Annotated in this window: 30 protein-coding genes and 1 pseudogene; 17 read left to right on the top strand and 14 right to left on the bottom strand. The window is 39.6% G+C overall.

The features are described from left to right. Positions 1 to 8: 8 nt before the first annotated feature. Positions 9 to 1,193 carry a beta-N-acetylhexosaminidase gene (gene nagZ / locus PFJ30894_RS02115; RefSeq protein ID WP_125668902.1) on the bottom strand — a complete coding sequence of 395 codons (1,185 nt, stop codon included), beginning with the start codon at positions 1,191 to 1,193 and terminating at the stop codon, positions 9 to 11. Positions 1,194 to 1,344: 151 nt separating this feature from the next. Between nagZ and PFJ30894_RS02120 the strand changes: the two genes are divergently transcribed. Next, positions 1,345 to 1,878, top strand: a complete 534-nt coding sequence (locus PFJ30894_RS02120; protein WP_021718832.1) for a hypothetical protein — start codon at positions 1,345 to 1,347, stop codon at positions 1,876 to 1,878. Between the two features lie 47 nt (positions 1,879 to 1,925). On the opposite strand, the gene gyrA is transcribed toward PFJ30894_RS02120, so the two are convergent. The 11 genes from gyrA to dnaA form a co-directional block, all read right to left on the bottom strand. Then, a complete protein-coding gene (gene gyrA / locus PFJ30894_RS02125; protein WP_125669917.1) occupies positions 1,926 to 4,406 on the bottom strand; it encodes a DNA gyrase subunit A in 2,481 nt (826 codons plus the stop codon). 77 nt (positions 4,407 to 4,483) lie between these two features. Continuing rightward, the gene (locus PFJ30894_RS02130) at positions 4,484 to 5,251 is read right to left on the bottom strand and encodes a TSUP family transporter (protein ID WP_197714969.1); all 768 of its coding nucleotides are present in this window, start codon (positions 5,249 to 5,251) and stop codon (positions 4,484 to 4,486) included. A gap of 26 nt (positions 5,252 to 5,277) precedes the next feature. Continuing rightward, complete coding sequence (locus PFJ30894_RS02135; protein ID WP_125668903.1) at positions 5,278 to 5,988, bottom strand: thiamine diphosphokinase; 711 nt, start codon at positions 5,986 to 5,988, stop codon at positions 5,278 to 5,280. Beyond that, on the bottom strand, positions 5,988 to 6,290 hold the full coding sequence (locus PFJ30894_RS02140; protein WP_113077629.1) for a hypothetical protein: 303 nt from the start codon (positions 6,288 to 6,290) through the stop codon (positions 5,988 to 5,990). Before PFJ30894_RS02140 ends, PFJ30894_RS02135 begins: the two co-directional genes overlap by 1 nt. Positions 6,291 to 6,304: 14 nt before the next feature. Next, positions 6,305 to 8,227, bottom strand: a complete 1,923-nt coding sequence (gene gyrB, locus PFJ30894_RS02145; RefSeq protein ID WP_125668904.1) for a DNA topoisomerase (ATP-hydrolyzing) subunit B — start codon at positions 8,225 to 8,227, stop codon at positions 6,305 to 6,307. 53 nt (positions 8,228 to 8,280) lie between these two features. Then, positions 8,281 to 8,550 carry an extracellular matrix regulator RemB gene (gene remB, locus PFJ30894_RS02150; protein WP_046430430.1) on the bottom strand — a complete coding sequence of 90 codons (270 nt, stop codon included), beginning with the start codon at positions 8,548 to 8,550 and terminating at the stop codon, positions 8,281 to 8,283. A 1-nt stretch (position 8,551) separates the two neighbouring features. Continuing rightward, positions 8,552 to 9,373: a DUF721 domain-containing protein gene (locus PFJ30894_RS02155; RefSeq protein ID WP_021718825.1), complete on the bottom strand. Its 822-nt coding sequence runs from the start codon at positions 9,371 to 9,373 to the stop codon at positions 8,552 to 8,554. Between the two features lie 2 nt (positions 9,374 to 9,375). Beyond that, positions 9,376 to 10,500 (bottom strand): DNA replication/repair protein RecF, encoded by a 1,125-nt coding sequence (gene recF / locus PFJ30894_RS02160; protein WP_125668905.1) that lies wholly within the window; start codon positions 10,498 to 10,500, stop codon positions 9,376 to 9,378. A gap of 3 nt (positions 10,501 to 10,503) precedes the next feature. Continuing rightward, a complete protein-coding gene (locus tag PFJ30894_RS02165) occupies positions 10,504 to 10,725 on the bottom strand; it encodes an RNA-binding S4 domain-containing protein (protein ID WP_125668906.1) in 222 nt (73 codons plus the stop codon). 15 nt (positions 10,726 to 10,740) lie between these two features. Then, entirely contained in the window at positions 10,741 to 11,850 is a 1,110-nt protein-coding gene (gene dnaN / locus PFJ30894_RS02170) for a DNA polymerase III subunit beta (RefSeq protein ID WP_125668907.1), read from the bottom strand. A 276-nt stretch (positions 11,851 to 12,126) separates the two neighbouring features. Beyond that, complete coding sequence (gene dnaA, locus PFJ30894_RS02175) at positions 12,127 to 13,539, bottom strand: chromosomal replication initiator protein DnaA (RefSeq protein WP_125668908.1); 1,413 nt, start codon at positions 13,537 to 13,539, stop codon at positions 12,127 to 12,129. A gap of 361 nt (positions 13,540 to 13,900) precedes the next feature. Between dnaA and rpmH the strand changes: the two genes are divergently transcribed. From rpmH to PFJ30894_RS12080, 16 genes and pseudogenes are all read left to right on the top strand, one after another. After that, the gene (gene rpmH / locus PFJ30894_RS02180) at positions 13,901 to 14,035 is read left to right on the top strand and encodes a 50S ribosomal protein L34 (RefSeq protein ID WP_021718820.1); all 135 of its coding nucleotides are present in this window, start codon (positions 13,901 to 13,903) and stop codon (positions 14,033 to 14,035) included. A 59-nt stretch (positions 14,036 to 14,094) separates the two neighbouring features. Beyond that, complete coding sequence (rnpA, locus tag PFJ30894_RS02185) at positions 14,095 to 14,454, top strand: ribonuclease P protein component (RefSeq protein WP_113077624.1); 360 nt, start codon at positions 14,095 to 14,097, stop codon at positions 14,452 to 14,454. Positions 14,455 to 14,465: 11 nt separating this feature from the next. After that, positions 14,466 to 14,675, top strand: a complete 210-nt coding sequence (gene yidD, locus PFJ30894_RS02190; RefSeq protein WP_113077623.1) for a membrane protein insertion efficiency factor YidD — start codon at positions 14,466 to 14,468, stop codon at positions 14,673 to 14,675. Positions 14,676 to 14,735: 60 nt separating this feature from the next. Then, positions 14,736 to 15,365, top strand: coding sequence for a YidC/Oxa1 family membrane protein insertase (locus PFJ30894_RS02195; protein ID WP_021718818.1), 630 nt, complete (start codon positions 14,736 to 14,738; stop codon positions 15,363 to 15,365). Between the two features lie 21 nt (positions 15,366 to 15,386). Then, entirely contained in the window at positions 15,387 to 16,154 is a 768-nt protein-coding gene (gene jag, locus PFJ30894_RS02200; RefSeq protein ID WP_125668909.1) for an RNA-binding cell elongation regulator Jag/EloR, read from the top strand. Positions 16,155 to 16,210: 56 nt separating this feature from the next. Further along, positions 16,211 to 17,614, top strand: a complete 1,404-nt coding sequence (mnmE, locus tag PFJ30894_RS02205; protein WP_125668910.1) for a tRNA uridine-5-carboxymethylaminomethyl(34) synthesis GTPase MnmE — start codon at positions 16,211 to 16,213, stop codon at positions 17,612 to 17,614. A 23-nt stretch (positions 17,615 to 17,637) separates the two neighbouring features. Further along, positions 17,638 to 19,518: a tRNA uridine-5-carboxymethylaminomethyl(34) synthesis enzyme MnmG gene (gene mnmG, locus PFJ30894_RS02210; RefSeq protein WP_125668911.1), complete on the top strand. Its 1,881-nt coding sequence runs from the start codon at positions 17,638 to 17,640 to the stop codon at positions 19,516 to 19,518. After that, positions 19,515 to 20,231: a 16S rRNA (guanine(527)-N(7))-methyltransferase RsmG gene (gene rsmG, locus PFJ30894_RS02215; protein WP_021718814.1), complete on the top strand. Its 717-nt coding sequence runs from the start codon at positions 19,515 to 19,517 to the stop codon at positions 20,229 to 20,231. Before mnmG ends, rsmG begins: the two co-directional genes overlap by 4 nt. 18 nt (positions 20,232 to 20,249) lie before the next feature. Continuing rightward, a complete protein-coding gene (locus PFJ30894_RS02220; RefSeq protein ID WP_021718813.1) occupies positions 20,250 to 21,134 on the top strand; it encodes a ParB/RepB/Spo0J family partition protein in 885 nt (294 codons plus the stop codon). Positions 21,135 to 21,264: 130 nt separating this feature from the next. Next, positions 21,265 to 22,284, top strand: a complete 1,020-nt coding sequence (locus PFJ30894_RS02225) for an alpha-hydroxy-acid oxidizing protein (RefSeq protein WP_125668912.1) — start codon at positions 21,265 to 21,267, stop codon at positions 22,282 to 22,284. 91 nt (positions 22,285 to 22,375) lie between these two features. Then, positions 22,376 to 22,834 carry a GNAT family N-acetyltransferase gene (locus PFJ30894_RS02230; RefSeq protein ID WP_125668913.1) on the top strand — a complete coding sequence of 153 codons (459 nt, stop codon included), beginning with the start codon at positions 22,376 to 22,378 and terminating at the stop codon, positions 22,832 to 22,834. 27 nt (positions 22,835 to 22,861) lie between these two features. Then, positions 22,862 to 23,329, top strand: a complete 468-nt coding sequence (locus PFJ30894_RS02235) for a VOC family protein (protein WP_125668914.1) — start codon at positions 22,862 to 22,864, stop codon at positions 23,327 to 23,329. A 17-nt stretch (positions 23,330 to 23,346) separates the two neighbouring features. Next, positions 23,347 to 23,802 (top strand): GNAT family N-acetyltransferase, encoded by a 456-nt coding sequence (locus tag PFJ30894_RS02240; protein WP_125668915.1) that lies wholly within the window; start codon positions 23,347 to 23,349, stop codon positions 23,800 to 23,802. 26 nt (positions 23,803 to 23,828) lie between these two features. Beyond that, entirely contained in the window at positions 23,829 to 24,239 is a 411-nt protein-coding gene (locus PFJ30894_RS02245; RefSeq protein ID WP_125668916.1) for a DUF3788 domain-containing protein, read from the top strand. A 109-nt stretch (positions 24,240 to 24,348) separates the two neighbouring features. Further along, positions 24,349 to 24,747: pseudogene (locus PFJ30894_RS12075) on the top strand (GNAT family N-acetyltransferase); the annotation flags it as partial. A 168-nt stretch (positions 24,748 to 24,915) separates the two neighbouring features. Beyond that, positions 24,916 to 25,374, top strand: coding sequence for a GNAT family N-acetyltransferase (locus PFJ30894_RS12080; protein WP_367998608.1), 459 nt, complete (start codon positions 24,916 to 24,918; stop codon positions 25,372 to 25,374). Positions 25,375 to 25,459: 85 nt separating this feature from the next. On the opposite strand, the gene PFJ30894_RS02255 is transcribed toward PFJ30894_RS12080, so the two are convergent. Both PFJ30894_RS02255 and PFJ30894_RS02260 read right to left on the bottom strand, forming a co-directional pair. Continuing rightward, positions 25,460 to 25,828, bottom strand: coding sequence for an ACT domain-containing protein (locus PFJ30894_RS02255; protein ID WP_046430423.1), 369 nt, complete (start codon positions 25,826 to 25,828; stop codon positions 25,460 to 25,462). A 64-nt stretch (positions 25,829 to 25,892) separates the two neighbouring features. Then, positions 25,893 to 26,264, bottom strand: a complete 372-nt coding sequence (locus PFJ30894_RS02260) for a carboxymuconolactone decarboxylase family protein (RefSeq protein ID WP_125668918.1) — start codon at positions 26,262 to 26,264, stop codon at positions 25,893 to 25,895. Between the last annotated feature and the right edge of the window lie 66 nt (positions 26,265 to 26,330).

A 26,330-nucleotide genomic window follows, 5' to 3' on the forward strand; every position in this document is an offset into this window, starting at 1 on the left:
GACTCCTTTTACTGCGCCTCTTTCTGCAAGTCCTGCAACAATTCCTGTTGTTTGCCTGCATCTAATAACTTAATCATTTTATTTTCCACTATTCTTACAGCTGCTGCATCAATAGCGGCTGTTGTCAATTTATTTGTTTTTACAGCTTCCAGTACACCCTGATAAACCTGCTGCTGATGTTCATAATTATGACAAACCAGCAAAACATCAACTCCGGCCTGAACTGCTGCAACCCCCATTTCACGAAAACCATACATACTTGTTAAAGCTCCCATTTCCATATCATCTGTAATGATGATACCCTGAAAACCAAGCTCATTACGCAGAAAATTATTGATTACCTGAGGTGAAACACTGGCCGGCAATGTATCCAGTCCTGTATAAATCAAATGCCCTACCATAACCATAAAATCCTGGTTGTCAAAATTTTGGATAATATTTTTAAATGGTATTGTGTCTTCCTGCAATAAAATCTCTTTAGAAGCTGTAATCCGATATTGTTCTGTATGCGGATCGACCTCACTTTTTCCCATACCGGGGAAATGTTTCAAGCTGTAAATAATTCCTGCCTGATCATAACCACGGCAGGCCGCTTCGGTAAACTTGCTCACGGACGCAGCATCGTGCCCATAAGATCTTCCATAAGGAATACCAATATCTAAAACAGGAGCAAAATTTACATTGAAACCAATCGTTTCCAATTCCATAGCTGTCTGGTAAGCCCAGCGACGTGCATCTTCAGGAGTGCCCTGTTCAGCTATTCTGGCTGCTGCAGGAGCAACGGTCAACCCCTGCTTCATTCTGGCAACCATCCCGCCTTCCTGGTCAACACATAAATAAAGCGGTAATTTATTATATTCTTTATTCAGTCGCTGCAGGTTAGCATTCAGTCCTGTAACCTGATATTTATTATTCATATTGCGGTCAAATAAAATCACGCCGCCAACATGATAATCTCGCAGCATGCTCAACGCACCCTCGTCTATTTCCGTACCATCAATACCGATCAGCAGCATTTGTCCGATTTTTTCTTCTAAACTCATACCGGCAACCATTTTTACAGCCGCATCATGCAATGTCGGATTTTTTACTTCCGATTTAGGTTCAGCACTCTGGCCACAGCCAGTAAACAAAAAAACCGTCATAAAAACTATAAAAGCCAGACCTCTGCCGGCAGAAAATATTCTTTTCATAGTTACCTCATTTCTAAAATTTAGCTATATGTATATTTTAACATATTTTCTTTAATTTTTACAAATAGTTTTCAATCGTCTCTCTTGAAAAATTGACAGCTTCATTCGATTAAATTAGAATAAAATTAAAAAGAAAAGCAGGTGATAACTAATGAAACGTATTCTTTATCTGACCTTAACTATCATGCTTTGTCTGACATTTTTTACTGCTGTAACCTGGGCTGAGGAAAAAGCTTCTGCCGCCTCAGATAAAATTCTGAGCCAACAGCAAGTCGATGAGCTTTTGCAGGCTGATGATAATCCGGCTGCTTATGTTAAGATAGACGAAGATGCTTACAAGGTCTATCCCGATTTTAAAGATAAAAAAGCAGTCCGTAAAGAACTGTTAAAAAATCTTCCTACTAACAAAGTGCTTTATTTACTGACAGCCAGTGAGCAGACTTTCACCCTGGCTTTTGATGTAGTAAAGGATCTGGAAAAATCAGGCCGTCTTTATGATAACAGCCGTTATATGGGTGGTAAAGATGATTCTGATGCCGGCGCTGAAAACATAAAGGCAAATATTCATAAGTTCTGGTTTATGAAAATCCCCCGCGGCAGCACTGTTTATGATGACGGTGTAAATGTTGGTATCGGAATCGGTATCGGCCGGCGACATCGCGGCGGTATCGGTATCGGCTGGTAAAATTTATACAAAAAAGAAAAAGCCCTGCTGAGCAGGGCTTTTTTATTTTATTCTTCTGTAGCCTGGGATGTTTCTATGATCTCATCAGAAACATCGACTGTTTCCGTCTGCACATCATCTGTTATTACTTCTTCTGTAACGTCATCTTCAGCCTGCTGAACGGCAGCCAAAGAAACTACTTTATCATCATCATTCAATGTCATCAGTTTAACGCCCTGAGCATTACGTCCAAATTGGGAAATGCCTTCGACGTCAATACGGATAATGATGCCGGCAGCAGTTATCATCATAATCTCCTGCCCCGGAGTAATAACCTTCATTCCAATCACAATGCCTGTCTTTTCATTTACTTTGATATTTATTACGCCCTTACCACCACGAGTCTGTTTGCGATACTCGCTGACAGAGGTGCGTTTACCAAGTCCCTGCTCAGTCGCAGTCAATACTTCACTGTTTTCACTGGTCACGCTGTCCATAGCAACAACTTCATCACCATAATTCAGCTGAATACCGCGTACACCGTGAGCAGTACGTCCCATGGGACGCACATCCTGTTCATCAAAACGGATCGCAATACCGTTTCTGGTAGCCAGAATGATTTCTGAATTGCCATCAGTCAATTCTACACCAATAAGCTGTTCATTTTCATCCAGAGTAATAGCAATCAATCCAACCTTACGTGCACTGTTAAAATCTTCCAGATTGGTCTTTTTGACTGTCCCTTTATCTGTAGCCATAAACATATACTGCTCTGTCTTAAACTCTTTCACCGGGATAACTGCTGTAATCTTTTCTCCCTGCTCAATAGGCAGCAGATTGATAATCGCCGTTCCCTTAGCTGTACGTCCAGCTTCGGGAATTTCATAGCCTTTTTGCCGATAAACACGACCTTTATTGGTAAAGAAAAGAATATTATGATGAGTTGTCGACAGGAACAAATGCTCTGCACAATCGTCATTTTTCTTACCGCTGCCACCGGTTTTGCCGACACCGCCGCGTTTTTGATTACGGAAATTATCAAGAGTCTGACGTTTGATATAACCCTGATGGCTGATCGTTATGACAATATCTTCTTCAGCGATCAAATCTTCCATATCCATGGAAGAAGTATCATGTGAAAGAATCGTACGACGTGCGTCGCCGAATTTTTTTTTCATTTCCAACAGATCTTCTTTAATAATATTGAGGACTTTTTGCTCATCTGCCAAAACGCTCTCCAACCAATCAATCGTTTCCATAACGTCGATATATTCATCGTCGATTTTTTTACGTTCCAAACCTGTTAAACGCTGCAGACGCATATCCAAAATAGCCTGAGCCTGACGCAGGCTTAAAGTAAATTTTTCTACTAACGCAGTTTTAGCAATATCTGCATTAGCACTGCTGCGGATAGTATTGATAACTGCATCCAGATTATCCAGGGCTATTTTCAAACCTTCCAAGATATGCGCGCGGTCTTTGGCTTTACCTAATTCATATCTTGTACGACGGGTGATAACTTCTTTTTGATGGTTCAGATAGTGGACAAGGATTTCTTTCAGATTTAAAACCCGAGGATGTCCGTCAACCAAAGCCAGCATGATAATACCGAAAGAATCCTGTAATTTGGTATGTTTATATAATTGATTTAAAATAACATCAGGAACAACGTCATTTCTTAATTCGACAACGATACGCATACCACGGCGGTCAGATTCATCACGCAAATCAGTAATGCCTTCGATCACACCGTCTTTAACTAATTGAGCAATACTTTCGATCAGACGGGCTTTATTGACCTGATAAGGAATTTCCGTAACAACGATGCGGTGCTTGCCCTTCTGCATGGGTTCTATTTCTGCCTGTGCGCGGATTTTTACTATACCACGGCCGGTAGTATAAGCGCTGCGGATGCCTTCGGTACCAAGGATCGTAGCTCCGGTAGGAAAATCAGGACCCTTGATTGCTGTCATCAATTCCGGTATTTCTATATCAGAATTGTCGATCAGCATAATCAATCCGTCAACTACTTCACTCAGATTATGCGGTGGGATATTGGTGGCCATGCCTACAGCAATGCCGGCACTGCCATTAATGAGAAGAGCAGGTACCTTCGCCGGTAAAACGCTTGGTTCTTTCAGCGATTCATCATAGTTAGGCACAAAATCAACAGTTTCTTTTTCAATATCTTCCAGCATAACTTCAGCAACCTTGGCCATACGCACTTCCGTATAACGCATAGCAGCAGCCGAGTCACCGTCGACACTGCCGAAGTTGCCATGACCGTCTACCATCAGATAGCGTGTCGAAAAATTCTGTGCCAAACGTACTATGGCATCATAAACGGAAATATCACCGTGAGGATGATATTTACCGAGAACTTCACCAACGATACGGGCAGATTTTTTATAAGGCTTGTTGGATGCCATACCGGCTTCCTGCATTGCATATAAAATTCTGCGGTGTACCGGTTTTAAACCGTCACGTACATCAGGCAAAGCACGCTGCACGATAACGCTCATTGCGTAATCGATATAGGATTTTTGCATTTCTTCTTCAATGTAGACCGGTAAAACTTTACCAGTACCTGTCTCTAAATCCACAATATCACCTCAACATCTCATAATTACTTAAACAACAATTCATAAACCTGCTTGCCTATTAAAAGCGTGGTTACGATCAAATAAAGCGGTTTAACATAAGAAGCACCATGCCTGATAGCCATACGGGAACCAAAATAAGCACCTATCACCATGGCAAAGCCCATCAAAAGACCATAAGTCCACAAAACTGAACCACTTAAAGTAAAAGACAACAGCGCTCCGATACCACTGGCAAAATTCAGGGCCTTAGCATTACCGGCTGCCGTTACAAAATCATAACCCAAAAATAAAAATCCAAAAATCAGGAACGAACCTGTTCCCGGACCAAAAAAACCATCATAAAAGCCAATACCAAAGGCCATTACTACAGACCCAAGCAAGGCTGCCAATCCCAATTGTTTAACTGCCGATACATCGCCCCAGTCTTTACGACGGTAGGTGTAAACAGCAACTGCGACTAAAAGGACAACGATCACATTTTTCATCAGCTGTTCCGGCAGAAGATAAACTACATAAGCACCTAAAGCCGATCCGAGAAAAGAAAGCGGCATCAGACTTATGGCAACCTTTTGATTGATCTTTCCTGCACGCCAAAAAGAAAAAACACTCATCAAACCGCCCATAGAAGCAGCCAGCTTATTAGTTCCCAAAGCAAAATTTACAGGCAACCCTAGGGCCAGTAATGCCGGCGTAGAAATTAAACCGCCTCCGCCAACAGTTGAATCGATAAATGCGGCTATAAATCCTGCTAACAATAAAAAAGCAATCGTACTTGGATCTAAAATTTCCAAAATTTTCCCCTCACCCATCACCAAGCTTAAAGTTTATATTTAAGATAAAAACCTACGCGACCCTGATTACAGGTAAAAACCACTTTTTCCTGTTCAACCATATTACTGATAGCATAAGGATGAGCTGAAAGCAGTGGCGCATACTCCAAATTCCATTGAACGCCCTGCAAAGTAACTTCATTGCAATCTGTTAATGGCAGCAACGACAAAGCTTCTATATTTTCAGGACTGAAAGGTTTGAAAATCAAACTTTCATCCTTTTGGAGCAGTAATAAAATTTCCTGTTCATCAGCCATAACAACCTGCACATCACGTTGAATTTTATAATTCAGCAAAGAAAAAACATTACTGTACAAATGATCAAATCTGCCGCCCCAAATACCGCTGGCAACAATATTTACAGCATCCGGCATAGCTGCCAGTAAAAGCTGTAAGTCTGTATCATCTTTCAGAGGATCATGCAGAAGTATTTTTACTCCCGAAAGCTGTGCTTTCTCCCAGCAGTCTTTTGCCGCACTATCAGCATCGCCGCATAACCAAACAGGTTTTAAATTATTTTCACAGCAGCATTCGATCCCTTTATCAGCACAGTAAATATCTTTAGATGCAGCTATTTGCACCAGCCATTCGGACGCAGGCTTTCTACCTCCGGCCAATAATAAAGCTGTAGAAGAACCCTGCCTGGAAGTTTTTATTTCCAGCTCTCCCTGAGGCAAAAGTAGCTTCCAATTCTCCATTACCTTAAATCCTTCTTTTTAGCAGGTGCAGGTTTAATTATGATTTGTCCCTGTTCCTTATAAATTTTCCAGACAACGTCACCATTACCATTTTTAAACCAATCCATGCTTATTTCCAGCAAATACTGATTTAATTTTTCTTGAGCTTCAGCAGGTAATAATAATTCTTTCGCTGCTGCGGCTTTATTTTTCATTTTAGAAGAAACTATTTTTTCATCAGCATCAAAAGCATTTTCAAAGCTTTCTTTTTCTACATAGCCTTTAAACATTTCTTCATCAGAAAGATTTTTTTTGATTTTCATAATGACCTCCGTAATTACAGGTCCAGATTTCTTACTTTACCGGCATTAGCCTCAATAAATTGACGCCGTGGTTCTACTTTATCACCCATCAATATGGAGAAAATTGCGTCTGCTTCAGCAGCATCCTCCAAATGTACCTGTAAAATCGTTCTTCCGTCAGGATTCATAGTTGTTTCCCATAACTGCTCCGGATTCATTTCACCTAAACCTTTATAACGCTGGATATAGGGATTGCTGTCACGACCAACTTCATCCAAAACAGTCTGCAGTTCATCATCGCTGTAAGCATATAAATGCTTCTGACCTTTGCGGACCAGATATAAAGGCGGCTGAGCGATAAATACATGTCCTTCTTTGATCAAAGGCTGCATATAACGATAAAAGAAAGTCAACAGCAGAGTTCTGATATGAGCTCCGTCGACATCGGCATCTGTCATGATAATAATTTTACCGTAACGCGCTTTTTCCAGATCAAAATCTTCACCAATACCACAGCCAAAGGCAGTAATCATATTTCTGATTTCGTCACTGCTTAAAATTTTATCCAATCTTGCTTTTTCAACATTCAAAATCTTGCCGCGCAAAGGCAGAATAGCCTGAAAACGACGATCACGTCCCTGTTTGGCACTGCCGCCTGCAGAATCACCTTCGACAAGATAAATCTCTGTTTCTGAAGCATCCTTACTCTGACAATCGGCTAATTTACCAGGCAGACTGCTGATTTCCAAAGCGCTTTTACGCCTTGTTAATTCACGTGCTTTACGTGCTGCCATACGTGCCCTGGCGGAAAGAATTGATTTTTCTACAATCCTCTTGGCAATAACAGGATTTTCTTCAAAAAATTCTCCTAAACCTTCGCTGACTAGATTATCAACGATCGGACGAATTTCACTGTTTCCAAGCTTAGTTTTAGTCTGACCTTCAAACTGAGGCTCCTGAATCTTAATACTGATAACTGCAGTCATACCTTCACGGACATCATCACCGCTGAGGTTTTCTTCTCCGTCTTTCAAAGCACCGATTTTACGGGCATAATCATTGATAGTACGCGTCATTGCCTGTTTAAAACCGCTTAAATGTGTGCCGCCTTCTTCAGTATTGATATTATTGACAAAAGTAAATAGATTTTCAGTATAAGTATCGCAGTACTGCAGAGCTACTTCAACAATATTAGTATCTTTGATACCTTCGATGTAGATAGGATCATCATGGAGCTTATCCTTATTTTCATTTACATACTTTACAAATTCAATGATACCGCCTTCGTAATGAAAGCTTTCCTGTTTTCCAGTACGTTCATCATTGAGATTAATACGGATGCCTTTATTTAAAAAAGCCAGTTCACGTATTCTTAAACGCAGGGTTTCATAACTGTAGATAAGTTCCGTAAAAATCGTCGGATCAGGTTTAAAATGTACAGTAGTACCTGTTTCTTCAGTAGTACCCTTTTCATAAAGCGGCACAACTGTTTTACCACGGGAAAACTCAATTCCATAAATTTTACCGCTACGACGTACCTCAACCTCCATATGCTCGCTAAGCGCATTAACACAGGATACACCTACGCCATGCAGACCTCCGGAAACCTTGTAGCCTCCGTCACCAAACTTGCCGCCGGCATGCAGGATAGTCATAACTACTTCTACAGCAGGCTTGCCAACTTTATGCATTTCTACAGGAATACCACGACCATTATCACGTACAGTAATGCTATTATCGCTATGGATAGTCACATCAATAGCATCGCAATAACCTGCTAAGGCTTCGTCTATACTATTATCAACTGTTTCATACACCAAATGATGCAAACCACGGGCAGAAATACTGCCAATATACATACTTGGTCTTTTACGTACAGCTTCCAGACCTTCCAGGACCTGAATCTGTCCGGCACCATATTGTCCCTTAACCTCAGTTGCTTCTTCCAAATTAGACATAGTAACCTCCACATTCCTATAATTCAAGTATATTTAATACTTTCCTTCAACGATCAAAAACTTTTATAAATGGCATCACTGCCAAAATCTTCTTCAGCCCTTCGTTTTAAAGTCAGAGCGGAAATTCCCGATAAATACAAAGTATCAGTTGTTAAAATACAGCTTGAACACTCACCATTTTCCGATAAATCAATAATTTTATATTTATCCTTATTCACAGAAATATAATTATCATAAATTTCCGACTGTTGATCACGAATATTAAAAATAGCTATAATATCCGTATTTTTTATCATGCAGTCGGCACCAAGATGCAGATACATATTAATATTTCCTCCGCAATCCTTTAATAATATTTTGTGCAAGCTGTTCACTGATTTTATCAGGCTGCATCCCTGTTTTTAACATCACAGCCGTCATTTCTTCTCTGATATCAGACTGATTATTATAAACCTTAGCATAATAATACTGTTTCAAAGAATTTTTTACACTATCGAATAACATTTTATCACATTTGACATATTTTTGACAGTCATTGTAATTCAGCCAAGGTTCAGATGTCAAAATAGATACTATTTCTGTTCTCAATTTCTCTTTTTCATAACGCTGGCAGACGCGGCAAAGATCATTTTTTTCAATTAACGCAGCACCACAATATTTACATTTCATATCATTGTTTTCGATAAGTAATGCTTTTTTTCTTTGCAGACAAACTTTCCTGAAATGAGCAAGCTTTTTCTGCAATTCCTGATTATTAATATTTACCAGTGCCTGTCTAATAAAAATTTTCTCTGATTCCGTCAAAGGTTTAAAATTTAATTTCACTTCCTGTTCTTCTTTCGGAAGCTGCAAAAAATTTTCAATAGAGCCTGTGAAAAATTTTATATCCTTGACAGGGTCATTAGTCATAACACGATTTATATTATTAATAAACTGCTGTTTCATCATCAAAAGATGATTAGCCCAAACAGAGCTATCCGTATTTATATATAAAACTTTGCGTTCCAAACGTACTGGTTTTGAATGCTTAGCTACGTTAGCACCACAGATCTGTTCCCATTTACTCTGCATAGAAAAAATAAAATATTTATTACGACCTTCCTGATTAGGAAGCATTTTTAAAAGTACTCTTTCTATACCTTCCATTTTTATCCCTCTGCGATTCTGCCTTCAATAATCCTGAAATACGCATTTCCGCTCAAATCCGGAATCAAAGCTTTATCGTTTACCGTAATAAAAGTTTGAACTTTACCATCAATAAATTTTAATAGCTGACAACGTCTTTGATCATCAAGTTCACTCATTACATCATCCAACAGTAATACAGGAAACTCATCTATTTCCTGGCGGACATATTCAAGCTGTGCCAGTTTTAAGGCTAAAGCAGCACTGCGCTGCTGCCCCTGTGAACCAAAAGCTTTCAAAATTCTGTCATTTACTTTAAATAACAGATCATCACGATGAGGTCCTATACCCGTACTGCCTCTTAAAATATCTACCTGCTGCCGTTCAGACAGCTTACTGCGATAGAAATCTTCCCAACAGATAGCTTCATCAGGATAAAGAAGCTCGCCATTATTAGCTTTAAGTTCATAAAAAACAGTTAATGTTTCCAATTCACCAGTTAAAGCAGCATAAATATCTTTAGCTATATTTTTTAATTTCTGCAAAGCGGCCATCCTTTTTACAGCTATTCTGGCCGCAGTCAGCACAAATTCCTGATCCCAGGTCAATAAAAGCTCAATACTGGCATTATTATCACGGATATCTTTAAGAAGCCTGTTGCGCTGCTGTAAAATACGATTATATTTTATCAACAGATCATAATAAGCTTTATCAGTCTGTGAGATCTGCATATCAAAAAAACGTCTGCGTAAAGCGGGCTCACCTTTGATAAGCTGCAGATCCTCAGGTGAAAACATCACCATATTTAAAGTTCCGTAATGTTCCTTGGGCCGAACCTTTACATCGTTCAAAAACAATTCTTTTTTATTCTTACCATCGAGCTGCTGTCTTTTTATTTTAACATCATTTACCCCATGTAAATCTTCAAAATTAATACAAACAGCTAACTGATTTGTATCCAGACGCTGCATATCATCTTCCTGGGCAGTACGATGTGACATTCCAAAGGCAGCATAAAACATCGCTTCTAAAAGATTTGTTTTTCCCTGGGCATTCTGCCCATAAAAGATATTGACCATTGAAGTAATTTCCAAACAGCATTCTTTATAATTTCTAAAGTTAACTGCATAGATTCTTTTTACTTTCATAAATTATTCCGTTATAACTTTTATTTCTACTTGCTGATCTAAAACAACAGTATCCTGCGGAAAAACTTTCTTGCGTTTTTCCGTAACTATAACACCATTCAACGTAACTACTCCCGCTTCAATAGCCTCATGCGCCTGTCCTCCGGTCTCTAAAACTCCTGCATATTTCAAAAGATTAGAGATCGTAATAAATTTAGTAGTGATACCGACAGTTATTTTTTCCATTTTTTACCTTCTCGCTTAAAATACGACTCTGACAGGAGTAACGATATAAATATAATTACTTTCAGCAATCGGTTTAATGCAAACAGGACTCAGAGAAGTATTTAACTCCATCGTAGCCTGTTCATCAGTAAGATTTTTTAAAATATCAATGATATATTTAGAATTAAAAGCTACATTGATCGTTTCGCCCTGAGTTTGACATTCGATTACTTCACGTCCCTTACCAACGTCTGGACTGCTTGAGCTTACAACGATTTCATTATTTCCGACACTTACTTTGATAATACTGTAATCACCATCACTGGAAAATAAAGCAACGCGTTCTACAGCTCCGGCCAGTTCTTTAACATTGAATAGAGTTTTAATGTTAAAAGCAGGAGGAATAACTCTACGATAATCAGGGAATTTTCCTTCGATTAAGCGGGAAACAATTACCACTTTATCGATCTGTACCATGATTTGATTATTTAATAAAGAAAGTTTTACTTCCTGAGGTAACTCACTTGTTAAATTACGAGCAATTTCACTTAAAACTCTGGAAGGAATAATCATTGACATAGCTTCGCTGCTTTCCTGTTCCATAGTTTTGATTGATAAACGGTGAGTATTAGTACCTACAAAAGTTATCTTACCATCCTGGAGTTCCACTAAAATACCTGTGAACAAAGGTCTTGCTTCGTCTGTAGAGCAGGCAAAAATAGTTTTTTTAATAAGTTCCTTGATTTTTTCATCTTCTAAAACTATTTGTTTATCAGCATTAAATTCTGGAAATTTTGGATAATCATCTTCATTCATCAGTAAGAGCTGAAAATCAGATTTATCGGATTGAACATTGATAGTTTTTTCTTCTTTATTTTTTACGATGGTAACATTTTCGCCAGGAAGCTTACGCATCAATTCTGAAAAATGCTTTGCTGAAACAACTATTTCTCCTTTTTCCTGTATTTCCGCTTCTATACTGCAAGCTATAGCCATATTCAGATCCATTGCATGGATCTCTAAAATGTTATTATCTGCAATTAAATGGATTCCGGAAAAGATAGGAGTACTAGGTTTGGAAGAAATAGCTCTTTGAACTGTTTGGATTGCTTTGTTAAGGTTAGTTGTTTTACAGGTAAAAATCATGTTATACAGACCTCCATCTTTTTTATTATTGCTATATTAATTTAAAATCTTAGTAGACGTCGTAGTAGGGAGTGTGAATATGTGGAAACAGCCTAAAAACACTGATAAAAGCTTTTATGAAACTTGTTGATATAAGTGTGGATAATTGGGAAAATTTATTAACATTATCAACAGTTTTTTGTGTGATGCTTTTTATTAACTGTTTATCCACAGAAATAACGCAACTTATCCACAGAAACTGTAGATAAGTATTATATAATGGTAGAATTTTGAAAGTTATTGTTTTAATTTATCTACAAGGTAAGTAATAGTTTTTTCACAATTAGGATCTTCTTTGATCTTTTTTACGATTTTTTCATATGCATGGATAACAGTAGTGTGATCGCGGCCTCCAAAAAACTCACCAATTCGGGGATAAGAAAAATCAGCCATTTCACGACACAGATACATTGCTATCTGTCTTGGATAAGCAATATTTTGAGTACGTTTTTTTGTAAAAAATTCTTCTTTTTTGATTTTGAAATAATCAGATGTAACCTGAATGATATCGTCAAAAGTAATTTGTTTGTTTTTAGTGCTGGTTCCCATAGCGTCAAGTATTTTTTTTGCCAGATCTATAGTTATCGGACTTCCCATCAATGAAGCATAGGCTACTATTTTTGTATAAGCGCCTTCTATTTCACGTATATTGGTGTCAATGCTGGATGCAACAAGAGAAATAACATCATGAGGAATAGAGATGTTTTCTGATTCTGCTTTTTTTCTCAAAATAGCGATTCTTGTTTCCAGATCTGGAGATTGAATATCTGCGAGAAGTCCTGATTCAAAACGTGAACGCAATCGGTCTTCCAGCGTTTCGATTTCACGCGGAAGACGGTCGCTGGATATGATAATCTGTTTGTTAGCTTCGTATAAGGTGTTGAAAGTATGAAAGAATTCTTCCTGTGTCATTTCTTTATTTTTTAAAAATTGAATATCGTCGATAATTAAGCAATCGATATTACGATATTTTTTTCTGAAAGCATCTGTATTTTTATTTTGAATAGAATTAATTATTTCATTGGTAAATTTTTCACTTGAGATGTATAAGATTTTCATTTTGGAATCATTTATTTTTATCTGATTGCCAATCGCATGCATCAAGTGTGTTTTACCTAGACCGACACCGCCATAAATAAAAAGTGGATTATAGGCTTTAGCAGGATTTGAAGCTACAGCTTGAGCTGCTGCATAAGCAAACCTGTTGGAATTGCCGATAACGAAAGTTTCAAAGATATATTTTGGGTTAAGGTTGCTTTGGATATCATCTTCAAAAAGATCTTGCTGGGTAAAACTGTTTTTTACAGGCGGCAGAACTGCCTCAGGAAGCAGAGACCTGTTTTCAGTTTGTACTGGAGTAGTTTCTGCTGAATTTATAGGGAGTTCTTCAGTTTTCAAATCAAGGTTTTCAATTTTAAACTGCAGGTTTGTGCCGGTAATACTGGCAAGCATACCTTCAATGACTGTAGTATACGTTTCTTCAAGCCATTTTTTTGTAAAATTATTTTTGGCGCCTACTTTTAAGTAGGTATCTGTTATTTCTAAGGGAATCAAAGGTTTGATCCAGGCATTATAAACATTTTCACTGGTAGATTCATGGAATTTTTCCAGGAATTTTACCCAAACCTCTGCTAAATCGTACGAGCTCATAAAATACATCCTTCCTGTGGCTACTCATAAACGGCTTGTAAGGCGTTGAAATAATAATTTGAGACAAAAAATAATAGCAAGGCTTATAAAAAATCCTACAGTCGGTTTTCTGTCGCTGTAAAATATAAAAAATGACATAGTAAGACTATTATTACTATCACTATATTCTATCAAAATTAAGAGTTATTAGCAATTTTTAATTGAGAAGAAAATTTTGAAGGATAGAAAATAATAAAAATTTCTTTAACTAACTGCTTTATTCTTGACACTTTAAGTCGTTTCTAATATAATTTCTGTAGCTATCAATTCAAATCAATATAGAATTTGATAAAACTAGTGAGTGGTAAGGAGGTAAGATTTCATGAAACGTACTTTTCAACCTAACAACCTTAGAAGAAAAAGAACCCATGGTTTTAGAGAAAGAATGAAAACTTTGGGCGGTCGTCAAGTTCTCAAAAGAAGACGTGCTAGAGGCAGAAAGAAATTGTCTGCATAATATCATAAAAATAGGCCGCGAGAGTGGCCTATTTTTTCCATGCGGGCAGGTGCAAGAATTTGGAACCAAGAAAAAAGTTCACTTTTCCTAAAAAAAATCGAATCAAGTCTAAAGCCGGTTTTCAATTGGTGTATACTACCGGACGTTCTGTCGTTGACAGTTTATCTGTACTTTATGTTTTACCTTTAGACGCAGAAGGTCCTAAGATTGGTTTTGCTGTCGGTAAAAAAATTGGTAACGCCGTAGTACGTAATCGTGTCAAAAGAATGATGAGAGAAGTATTTCGTCATCATAAATCGGAATTGTTGACGAATATACAGCTTATTTGGGTAGCTCGTAAAAAACTGGCTGCTGCAGATTTAAAAACTTATGATCGAGTATTTATGCGTTTAGCTAAAAGAGCCGTTTTATTGAAGTAAGGTGAATTTCTGTGAAAACATTGATGATTGTTTGTATCCGTTTTTATCAGTTATTTATTTCACCGTTATTTCCGCCTACATGCAGGTTTTATCCTACATGCTCTCAGTACGCCATTGAAGCTATCCGAAAAAAAGGCGCTTTAAAGGGCGGCTGGCTGGCAGTTAAAAGGATAGCAAAATGTCATCCTTTTCATCCGGGCGGTTATGACCCTGTTAGTTAACAACTTGATAATGCAAATTAAAGTAGTAAATATATACACTAACCTCTAAGGAGTGATATCTTGGACTTTCTCAGTAATATTGTTCAGCAGGTTATTACGGTACTTTATAATATGACTGCTACTGTAGGTTTACCTAATTATGGCCTGGCAATTATCATTATGACGATTATTGTTAAAATACTGTTGTATCCTTTAACAAAAAAACAAATCGAATCAACAAAAGCAATGATGGCTATGCAGCCTAAAATGAAAGCTATCCAGGAAAAATACAAGAACGATAAACAACGTTTGAATATGGAACTGGCAAACCTTTATAAACAGGAAAATGTCAATCCTTTAGCTGGCTGTCTGCCGTTATTAGTACAAATGCCGATTATGATCGGTATTTTCTATGGTATTCGTGATTTTCATTATGTTGGACCGGCTAATTTTTTATGGATTCAAAGTATCTCTAATCCGGATCCGATGTATATACTGCCGGTTTTATCAGCTTTGACTACTTTTGTGCAGTCAAAACAGACTATGCCGGATACTTCTTCAGCACAAAATAAGATGATGCTGTATTTTATGCCGCTTTTTATCGGCTATATCAGTTTTAGCTTCCCAGCTGGTCTGGTGCTTTACTGGGTTGTTATGAACCTGATGCAGATCGGTCAGCAGGCACTGATGAATAAGGCTACTGTAAAATAATTGCTACAGGAGGCGAAAAAGATGGGTTTCCTAGAAAAAACAGGAAAAAATGTTGATGAAGCTTTAGAACAGGCTTTGAATGAGTTAAAAACTACTCGGGATAAAGTAAATATCGAAGTTATTGAAGAAGCGAAAAACGGTTTATTTGGTTTATTTTCTAAAAAAGCTAAAATTCGTGTTACTTTAAAAGATGCTGCTGCTAAAATTGGCGATGTTGTTGAAGAAGCTTTAGATAATATTAAAGCTGACGTTCAGGCCGGTAAAGAAGAATATAAAAATACTGTTGTAGACACAGATACAGAAGCAGCAGTAAAAAAAGAATTTGTAGTTGATGAAGAAGCAGTCCAGGCCGGTAAGGAATTTTTACAGAAAATATTCCATTCCATGAAAATTGAAGTGGTTATGGAAAAATTCGTTAATAAAGCTGATAGTACTGTTACTTTAAAATTGCATGGTCCAGATATGGGGATACTGATCGGCAAACACGGACAGACTTTGGATGCTCTGCAATATCTGACTAATCTCGTGGCTAATAAAAATTCCAGTGAAAGAATTCGTATTATTATCGATGTTGAAGATTACCGTGAGCGGAGAATAGAAACATTGAGCCGTTTGGCTGTACGTCTTGCTGATAAAGTTAAACGTAACGGTGAAAGAGTAGTTCTTGAACCGATGAACCCTCATGAAAGAAAGATTATTCATATGGCGTTGCAGAATGATCGCCGCATTACCACTTTAAGCGAAGGTGAAGAACCTTATCGTAAGGTAGTAATCGAATTAAAAAAATAATTTGTGTCTGAGACCCAGTAATTTATTTTACTGGGTTTCTCTATTGGAGAGTAATTATGGCAAAGAAACATACAGTTTCTGAAACTAACGAAACAATCAGCGCCGTTATTACGGCTTTAGGTGAAGGCGCGGTAGGAATAATACGCATCAGTGGTACTGAGGCTGCTGCGATAGGTGATAAGCTGTTTCGATCAGCTTCGGGTAAAAAATTGACCGAACATACACCGCATCTGCTTGTTTATGGTCATGTAGTTGATGAAGAAAATAGTAAAATAGACGAGGTGCTTGCTGTTTATATGCAGGGACCACATTCCTATACTGCAGAAGATGTAGTGGAAATACAAAGTCATGGCGGTTTACAATCGTTAAAAACTATCCTGGGTCTAACCTATAAAATGGGCGCTCGTCCGGCTGAACCGGGCGAGTTTACAAAGAGAGCTTTTTTAAACGGACGTATAGATCTGATCCAGGCGGAAGCAGTTATGGATATTATTAAATCACGCAGTGAAGCTTCTTTAAAAATGGCAGTACGTCAACAGGATGGCCAACTGTCTAAAAAAATCAAAGGTCTGCGCCGTAATTTATTAGATATTGTAGTAAATCTGGAAGCAGTTATTGATTATCCGGAAGAAGATATTGAGGAAATAACTTTTAATACTGTCAGTGAAGGTATGGAAAAGGTCAAACAGGAACTGGAATATCTGCTTAAACATGCTCATACCGGTAAAATATTACGCGAAGGTCTGCAGACAGTAATTGTCGGTCGTCCTAACGTAGGCAAATCAAGTCTTTTAAATGCTCTGCTCAGTGAGGAAAGGGCTATTGTTTCAGAATATGCCGGAACTACGCGCGATGTAATTGAAGAACAGTTATTGCTTGGCAGTGTGCCATTGGTATTAGTTGATACTGCCGGCATCAGGCAGACAGAAGATTATGTTGAGAAGATAGGGGTTGCCAGGAGTAAGGAACGTCTTGACAAAGCAGAATTGGCTGTAGTAGTTTTGGATGGATCTCAGCCTTTAAATGAAGAAGATGAAGAAATTTTAAATGCAGTTGCAGGTAAGCCCTGTGTTATAATAGTAAATAAAGGTGATCGACCGCAGGTAAATGATTTAACAGCTTTACAGAAACGCTTTGGTAAAGATAGAGTACTGCTTTTATCTGCAAAAACCGGCGGTGGGCTGGAACAGTTTACTGCCTGGCTGCAAAGTTATGTTTATGGTTCAGAGCATGCTATATCTGGTGGTGCTTATGTACAAAATACACGTCACGAGAATCTGCTGCGTGAAGCTTTGTTAAGTGTAGAAGAAGCAATCAGAGCAGCGGCATCGATGCTGCCATATGATTGTCTGGTCATTGATCTGCATAAAGCGATCGATGCTATGGGTTTGATTACAGGTGATACTCTTCAGGATGAAATCATCAATGAGATTTTTTCAAAATTCTGTGTTGGGAAATAAGAGTTTAGGTTGTAGGTGACAAAATGTATATTACTGATAATTATGATGTCGTCGTTATCGGTGCAGGTCATGCCGGAGTAGAAGCGGCCCTGGCGGCTGCACGCCTTGGCGGCAGGACTCTTCTTGCTACTTTGTCTTTGGATAATATTGCTTTGATGCCCTGTAACCCTTCTGTCGGCGGCCCGGCTAAGGGTCATTTAGTGCGTGAGATTGATGCTTTAGGCGGTCAGATGGGTCTAACTGCTGATGAAACCTGTATTCAGATGCGGCTTTTAAATACAGGTAAAGGTTATGCTGTCCATGCGTTAAGAGCTCAGGCTGATAAGCCTTTTTATCATACTTTGATGAAGCAGGTTGTGGAAAACCAGGAAAATCTGGATGTTAAACAATTGATGATCGACAGATTATTAGTTGAAAATGGAGCTGTAGTTGGTGTAGAGGCTGAAACGGGCGAAGTTTTTGAAGCGAAGTGCGTCATTTTAGCTACCGGCACTTATCTGCGCGGGCGTATTGTTTATGGTCAGGTAAATTATGAATCAGGACCTAACGGATTGCGCTCAGCCAATAAACTGTCGTCTTCTTTATTAGAGAATGGAGTAGAGCTGATGCGTTTTAAAACGGGTACGCCGGCGAGAATCGATGCCCGCAGCCTGGATTACAGCAGAATGGAAGCTCAATATGGCGATGAACAGGTACGTAATTTTTCTTTTATGAGTACGATTACGGAGAGAAAGCAGATTCCCTGCTGGCTGACTTATACCAATGCTGATACTCATAAGATAATTCGTGATAATCTGCATTTGTCAGGTATGTTCAATGGTATGATCGAAGGCGTCGGTCCACGCTATTGTCCTTCTATTGAAGCTAAAATCGTACGTTTTGCCGATAAGGAACGGCATCAGTTATTTGTGGAACCGGAAGGGCTACGTACAAATGAAATGTATGTGCAGGGAATGTCATCATCTTTGCCCGCACATGTTCAGCTGCAGTTTATGCAGACTATACCCGGTTTGGAAAATTGCCGGATGATGCGCGCCGGTTATGCTATTGATTATGATTGTCTTGATCCGCTGCAATTGCAGCGGACGTTAGAACATAAAGCTATCAGCGGACTTTTTTCTGCCGGTCAGGCGAACGGTACCAGTGGGTATGAAGAAGCCGCCGCGCAGGGGCTTCTTGCCGGCGTTAATGCCATGCAGAAAATAAGGAATAAAGAGCCGCTTATTTTAAGCCGCAGCGAAGGCTATTTAGGTGTTTTGATTGATGATCTGGTTACAAAAGGAACGAATGAGCCTTACCGCATGATGACTTCGCGTGCTGAATACCGGCTGCTGCTGCGTCAGGATAATGCTGACCTTCGGTTAACGGAAAAAGGCAGAGCTGTTGGTCTGGTAAACGATGTTCGTTACGAAGCTTTTACTGCAAAACGCAGTTTGCTTGAACGGACATTGCAGAATTTGAGCAGTACACATTTACCTCCTAATGCGGAAGTGCTTGCCAAATTGGCAGAGCTGGGAACAGCGCCGATTCGTTCGGGGATGTCACTGCTGGATCTGCTGCGCCGCAGTGAAATGACTTATGAAAAATTACAGCAGGCTTTTGAAGTGCCGGAGCTGCCGGAAGTAGTTGCCGAGCAGGTAGAGATTTTTGCCAAGTATGAAGGTTACATCAATAAGCAAAAACAGGAAGTGGAAAAAGCATTGAAGCTGGAAAATAAAAAAATACCGGCTGATATCGATTATTTAAGTATCAAAGAGCTGTCTTCCGAAGCAGTAGAGAAGCTGGCGAAAGTGAAGCCTGCTTCAATCGGTCAGGCTTCACGCATTTCCGGCGTTTCTCCGGCTGACGTCAGCGTGTTGATGATAGCGTTGGAAGTAATGCGCAGGAAGGAATATGAATCATGACGTTTGCTGAAATAATGCAGTTGAAAGGGAAAGAAGCGGGACTGAGCTTTACAGCACAGCAGCTGGAACAATTCAGTGCTTATTATGAACTGCTTGTGGAGACGAATAAAGTGATGAATCTGACGGCGATAACCGAGCCTGAAGAAGTAGCCGTTAAACATATGATTGATTCTCTGCTGGCATTTGATGAGAAGCTGTTTGGTGAAAAAACTTTAGCTGATGTTGGTACAGGGGCAGGATTTCCTGGTATCCCCCTGAAAATATACTGCCCTTCTTTAAAAGTAACTTTGATTGATTCCCTGGCTAAACGGCTGAAATTTTTGGAAACGGTTATTATTGAATTAGGACTAAAAGGTATTCGCTGTGTGCATTTACGGGCCGAGGATGCCGGCAGAGATCCCAGGCATCGTGAAAAGTATGATCTGGTGACGGCAAGAGCAGTTGCCAGACTGAGTGTTTTGGCAGAATATTGCCTGCCGTTAGTAAAAACAGACGGCAGCTTTATTGCACTAAAAGGCAGCAAATATCAGGAAGAGATAGCTGCTGCTGATAAAGCGCTGCAAATTTTGGGCGGGCGCCTGGTAAGTGCCGACGCCGTAAAGCTTCCTGGGTTGAATGATGGTCGTGCTATTGTGAAAATAGCCAAAATAAAAACTACTCCCAAGGCATATCCGCGTAAAGCTGGTTTGCCGGACAAACAACCCCTGGAATAAATAGTGGAGGTTAAGTTTATGACAGTTGATGATGGATTTTCTGTTTTAGAAGCAGGACGTGCGGAAATGGGTACCAAGCATAGCAGTAAAGCAATCGAGGTAGTACGGGTGCCTTTAGCTAAAGTTATACCGAATCCTTACCAGCCGCGTAAAACATTTGATGAAGATGGTTTACAGGATCTGGCGGCATCTATTGCCCAATATGGTGTTTTGCAGCCGCTTTTGGTAGCACCCATGGAAGATGGCAGCGGTAATTATCTGCTTATCGCCGGCGAGAGACGTCTGCGTGCTTCCAAAATGGCAGCTTTGAGTGAAATTCCTGTTATTATCAGTGATTATACTCAACAGCAGATTGCGGAGATAGCTTTGATCGAAAATCTGCAGCGAGAGGATCTGCATTATTTGGAAGAAGCCGAAGGCTACGAAATGCTGATGAACGAATTCCATCTGACGCAGGATTCTATGGCGGCTCGGGTTGGTAAAAAACAATCGACTATTGCCAATAAGCTGCGTTTATTGCGTTTGCCGCAGCCTGTACGCGAGTCTCTGCGCAAAAATGCCTTAACAGAAAGGCATGCCAGAGTTTTGCTTAAGCTGCCGACAGAGGCAGAGCAGCTGCAGATTGTAGAAACGATTGTAAAGAATAATTTCAGTGTGCGTCAGACAGAAGAATATGTAAAAAAATATTTGGATACAGATGAAGGCGAAGTTACTCCGAAGAAAAAGCGTCTGGTGATCGTTAATGATGTGCGTATCTATCTTAACAGCATTAAGCAAATAGTTTCTACGATAAAAGATGTTGGTATTCCCGTATCAATGGAGCAGGATGTTGACGGCGGTGACGTGCTGGTGACTTTAAGAATCCGTAATACTAAAAAACCAAAAGAGCCGCGTTTGTTTTAAGCCTACTGAAGCAGTGGTCTGTAAAGATCACTGCTTTTCTCTATGTATTTTTAAGAATAGTTCTGTACAAATCCAGCTAATGTAGTAAAATAGAAACAAGGTGACAGGAGAATAAGGGAGGGTCAATTCCATGGATTATAATGAGGTTTTAGAAACGGCGCGGACAAAAATCGGTACTAAATGTAAGGCTTGTCCCATATGCAATGGTGTAGCCTGCAGAAATACGATGCCAGGACCAGGGGCGAAAGGTATAGGAGATACTGCTATCCGCAATTATCAGAAATGGCAGGAGATCCGTGTCAATATGGATACTATTTGTGAGAAAAAACAGATAGATACAGGTTTGGAGCTGTTTGGCAAGCACTTCAGCTATCCTTTTTTTGCCGGTCCTGTAGGAGCAATAGCAATGCATTACAGTAACGCTTATAGTGACGTTACTTATAATGAAGTCCTGGTTTCAGCCTGTGCGGAAAATGGTATTGCCGCTTTTACAGGCGACGGTCTGGACAGCAGTGTCATGGCAGCGGCGACGCAGGCTATCAAAGCTGTTGACGGGCAGGGTATACCTACTGTCAAACCCTGGAATCTGGAAACGATTAAAGAAAAGCTGGCCCTGGTAAAGGAGTCTGGCGCTTTTGCCGTAGCTATGGATATTGATGCTGCTGGATTACCGTTTTTACAGAATATGATGCCGCCGGCCGGCAGCAAATCCGTTTCTGAACTGGCAGAAATTGCGCAGCAGGCAGGTGTACCATTTATTGTAAAAGGTATTATGACGGCGAAAGCAGCGTTAAAAGCGCAGCAGGCGGGAGCGCAGGCGATCATTGTTTCTAACCACGGCGGACGTGTCCTGGATCAGTGTGCCGCAACGGCAGAAGTATTGCCGGAGATAGCGGCGGCAGTAGGCGGGAAGATGCGTATTATTGTTGACGGCGGCGTTCGCAGTGGTGTTGATATTTTTAAAGCGCTGGCCTTGGGAGCTGATGCTGTTGTTATTGCCCGTCCTTTTGTTACTGCTGTTTTTGGCGGAGGGAAAGAGGGTGTCAAAGTATATATCGAAAAACTGGCTGCTGAACTGAAAGATACTATGGCGATGTGCGGTGCGTTTACATTGAAGGAAATAACCTCTGAGATGGTGCGCCGCAGTTAAATGTTTATAAGTGCAGAAGCATTATGAAGAGGATGTTTCACGTGAAACATCCTCTTTTTACTCATATTTGGAAATAGTGAAGGAAAGAAAGATGGAAATAATAAAAATTGTAAGACGAGAACGAAATTTGCTGGAAATATTAATGATTATTTGGGAAGATTCGGTGCGTCATACACATGATTTTTTGAGGGAGAGCGATATTAAAGTGCTGCGTCCGTTGGTATACAAGAATTTGGAATCTATTCCTGAATTATGGGCTATTAAGGCTGAAGATAGCTGTTATAAGGGTTTCATGGGCATTGACGGAATAAAGCTGGAAATGTTATTTGTCGCAAGCAGTGAACGTGGGCAGGGATTTGGTTCGAAGCTGCTGCGCCATGCTGTCAGCGGGCTTGGAGTGACGGAAGTCGACGTTAATGAACAAAATCCGCAGGCCTATTGTTTTTATCAGAAACAAGGTTTTAAAAAATATTCGCGGTCTGAGTTGGATGGACAAGGCAACCCGTTTCCTGTTTTGCATCTCAGGTATATATCTGCGAAAGATGGTTAAAAATATAAAGAAGGCAGGTAGATCATAATGAAATTTCAGGCAGCACTTCTGGTTGTAAAAAATATGGAAAGGTCAGTCAAATTTTATAAAGAAGTTTTAGGACTGAGAGTTACTATGGATCTGGGTGCGAATGTTACTTTAACAGGCGGAGTAGCGTTACAGACTCAAGAAAGCTGGTGTGAATTTATCAGTAAGGATCTTCAAAGTATCAGTTTTGGCGGCAATGCTGCTGAACTTTATTTTGAAGAAGATAAACTCGATGATTTTTTAAAAAAGCTGGCAGCAATAAAAGGGATCTTTTATGTACATCCAGTTCAGCAATATAGCTGGGGGCAAAGAGTAATTCGCTTTTATGACCCGGATTTTCATATCTTGGAGGTGGGTGAAAATATGAAGTCTGTCTGCAGAAGGTTTCTTGATAGCGGCATGACTATAGAAGCTGCTGCTGTAAGAATGAATGTGCCGGAAAAATTTGTGCGTGCCTGTGTGAGATAAAGCTGGAAGGTGGATAGATGATGTTAAAAATAGAAATGCTGACGGTGGAAACAGTTGGTGCGTTGAAACCTTTACTATTGGAGCTGGCAGATTACCATAATCAGACAGCTTTAAATTTCCGGGGGCTGTATCCGCTGGTTTGTGCAGATGAAAAGATCAGGACTCTGCAGCGGGGAATCAGCGCAGGCAAAACTGTCGCAGCAGTTCTGGCTGTTGATCATGGGTGGAAAGGTTTCTGTGTTTTTTCGCATACTGATGTCTGCGGCAGTATTGACTATCTTTATATCAGGCAGGAGCTGCGTGGGCAGGGGGCGGGAAAGATGCTGATGCAATGGATGCTTGAACGACTTGAGCGTCTGCCTTTGAAGCTGTTGAAACTGAAAGTTGTTTGTGGGAATACTGAAGCGGAGCGGTTTTATGAACATTATGGTTTTGCTGCCAGAACAATAACTATGGCCAAAGAATTAAAATAAAGGCTGCTGTTTATAGGAGAGAATTTATGCTGGAAAAGGCATTGTCGCAGAAAGAGTTAAGCGCTTTATTAGGGATGACGACATTTGAAATTTATAAGAAACTTTGTTGGCAGATTGAAGCCGATTATGATATGGAACACATCTGGAATAAAGGCGGCAGTTGCTGGCGTTATGAATATAAATACCGTCGCGGCGGCAGAACTTTATGTGGATTATATTTACGTGAAAGCTGTTTAGGGTTTATGGTTATTTTGGGAAAAGCTGAAAGGGAAAAATTTGAACAAGACAGAGCAAATTTTTCTGATTCAATAGTACAGGCGTATGATGCTGCAACTACGTATCATGATGGTAAATGGCTGATGATAGAACTGCAGGATGAACGCCTATTTACTGATCTGAAAAAGTTATTATATCTTAAACGCAAGCCAAATAAATAATAAGTACGAACATAAAAACTGAAAGATGAAGGTGGAAAATGTTTAAATTACGTCCTTGTCGAATTTTTAGGAGAACAATGGGAAATAATAGAAATGGAGTGGTTGGCAGGTGAGAGATAAATGTATACTGCCGTTTTTAATAACTGAACGGCTGGAATTTTTTCAATTGACACAGGCTGATTTGCCAGAGCTGGAAATATTGCTTGGTGATCCTGAGATCATGTATGCCTGGGAACATGGCTTTACTAAAATAGAATCACAGGCCTGGTTGAATGAAAATCTTCGCCGTTATAGCAGTGATGGTTACAGCTACTGGGCAGTTCGTAAAAAAAATGATGGCAGTCTTATTGGGGTGATGGGGATACTGAAAGAAGTGGCAGAAGGTAAGCAATATATTGGAATAGGATATATTCTGAACAAAAAATATTGGGGACAAGGCTATGCAGGAGAAGGAACTGCGGCTTTGTGTCAATATGCTTTTCGTAAACTGCAGCTGCAAACGCTTACGGCGCAGGTCAGGACGAATAATTTTGCTTCGCAGCACATTGCAGAAGGACTTGGTATGAAGGCAATGTGTAATTTTGTGAAAATTTACCGAGGTCAGGAAATGCCGCATTTTCTTTATACGCTGGATCGTGATAAATGGCTGAAGACAGCATCGAATGGAACTGTAATAATGCTGGAACTGGAAGCAAAAAAAGATTTTTTACAATTATTACTGCTGGGGGACGAAGACGAGAAAATGCTGGATCGTTATCTGAAGAGAGGAGATCTGTTTGCTTTATATAAGGGAGATTTGAAGGCGACAGTGGTCGTGACCCAGGAAAAAGAGGATGTGTTTGAAGTCAAAAACCTGGCGGTATGGCCGCAGGAACAACGTAGTGGTTATGGACGTTTTTTAATGACAGAAATGTGCCGCTTGTATAGTCGCTTGGGAACAAGAATGCTGGTCGGAACAGGTGATGTTTTTGAAACGCTGAATTTTTATCAAGCCTGTGGTTTTAGAAGAAGCCATGTGATAAAAAATTTTTTTACAGATAATTATCCTCAGCCGATTTTTGAAAATGGCATACAGCTTAAAGATATGGTGTATTTAGAACGTTTTTTGAAGAACGATCGTAGGCTTAAAAAGTAAGCTGTGTTATGAGATCTATAGTTGTAATGATAAGCTGTACATATAATAAAAAGCGATGTTTCATTTGAAACATCGCTTTTTGCTTTTATGCTGTTATCTGATAGCCGTTGGTTCTTAATGCAGCAGCAGCCTTCTGCAGATGGGATTCTTTGATAAGGATATAGTCAGTATTATAGGTTGAAACGGCAAAAATACTGATACCGGCATTTGCCAGCAGACTGGAAATTTTAGCGAGGATACCGACTAAAGCAAAATCAAGTACGCCGCAGATCTTTAAAGCCCGCCAGCCTCGTTCGCATTGCAGAACTGCTGCAGGAAGGTCGGTTTCAGGGCAGACCAGGGACAATTCTTCAGCAGTTTTACTAAAAAAAAACAGCGGCATCTGCCAGTTTATTTGAGAAGTATCTTGAATCTGGCACACAGCAAAGGTTTGTGGTAGAATCTGTAATTGCATATAATTGCTCCTTAAAATATTAATGATACTTTAAGTATAAGCAGTACAGTCGATTACTGCAAATTTATTTGCCAGAGAATATCTGTCCGGCTACGGCAACAGCATTGAGGACTTTAGGGAAACCCGTATAAGGTATGCAGTGCAGAAATGCTTCGATAATTTTGTCTTCTTTTATGCCAAAATGTAATGCTGCGTTGATATGTACCTGCAGCTGGGCTTCGCAGCCGCCTGCAGTCAAAAGGCTGGACAGCGTCAGCAGTTCTCGTTCCTGCAGACTGAGCCCGGGACGTTCGTAAATCTGGCCAAAAGCAAATTCAATGATATAGCGGGCCAAATCAGGAGCAATATCACTGAGATTTTCGATGACGTTACTGCCTGCAGTCCCATCGATTTTCTTTAAATTTTCTAAACCTGTTTTAAAATAATTATCAGACATTTACATTCACCTCCAAAATGATTACAATGAAAGTATAAATTTTAGACTATACTCTAAGTCAAGGAT

The sequence above is a fragment of the Phascolarctobacterium faecium genome (genome assembly GCF_003945365.1).
Lineage (GTDB): Bacteria > Bacillota > Negativicutes > Acidaminococcales > Acidaminococcaceae > Phascolarctobacterium > Phascolarctobacterium faecium.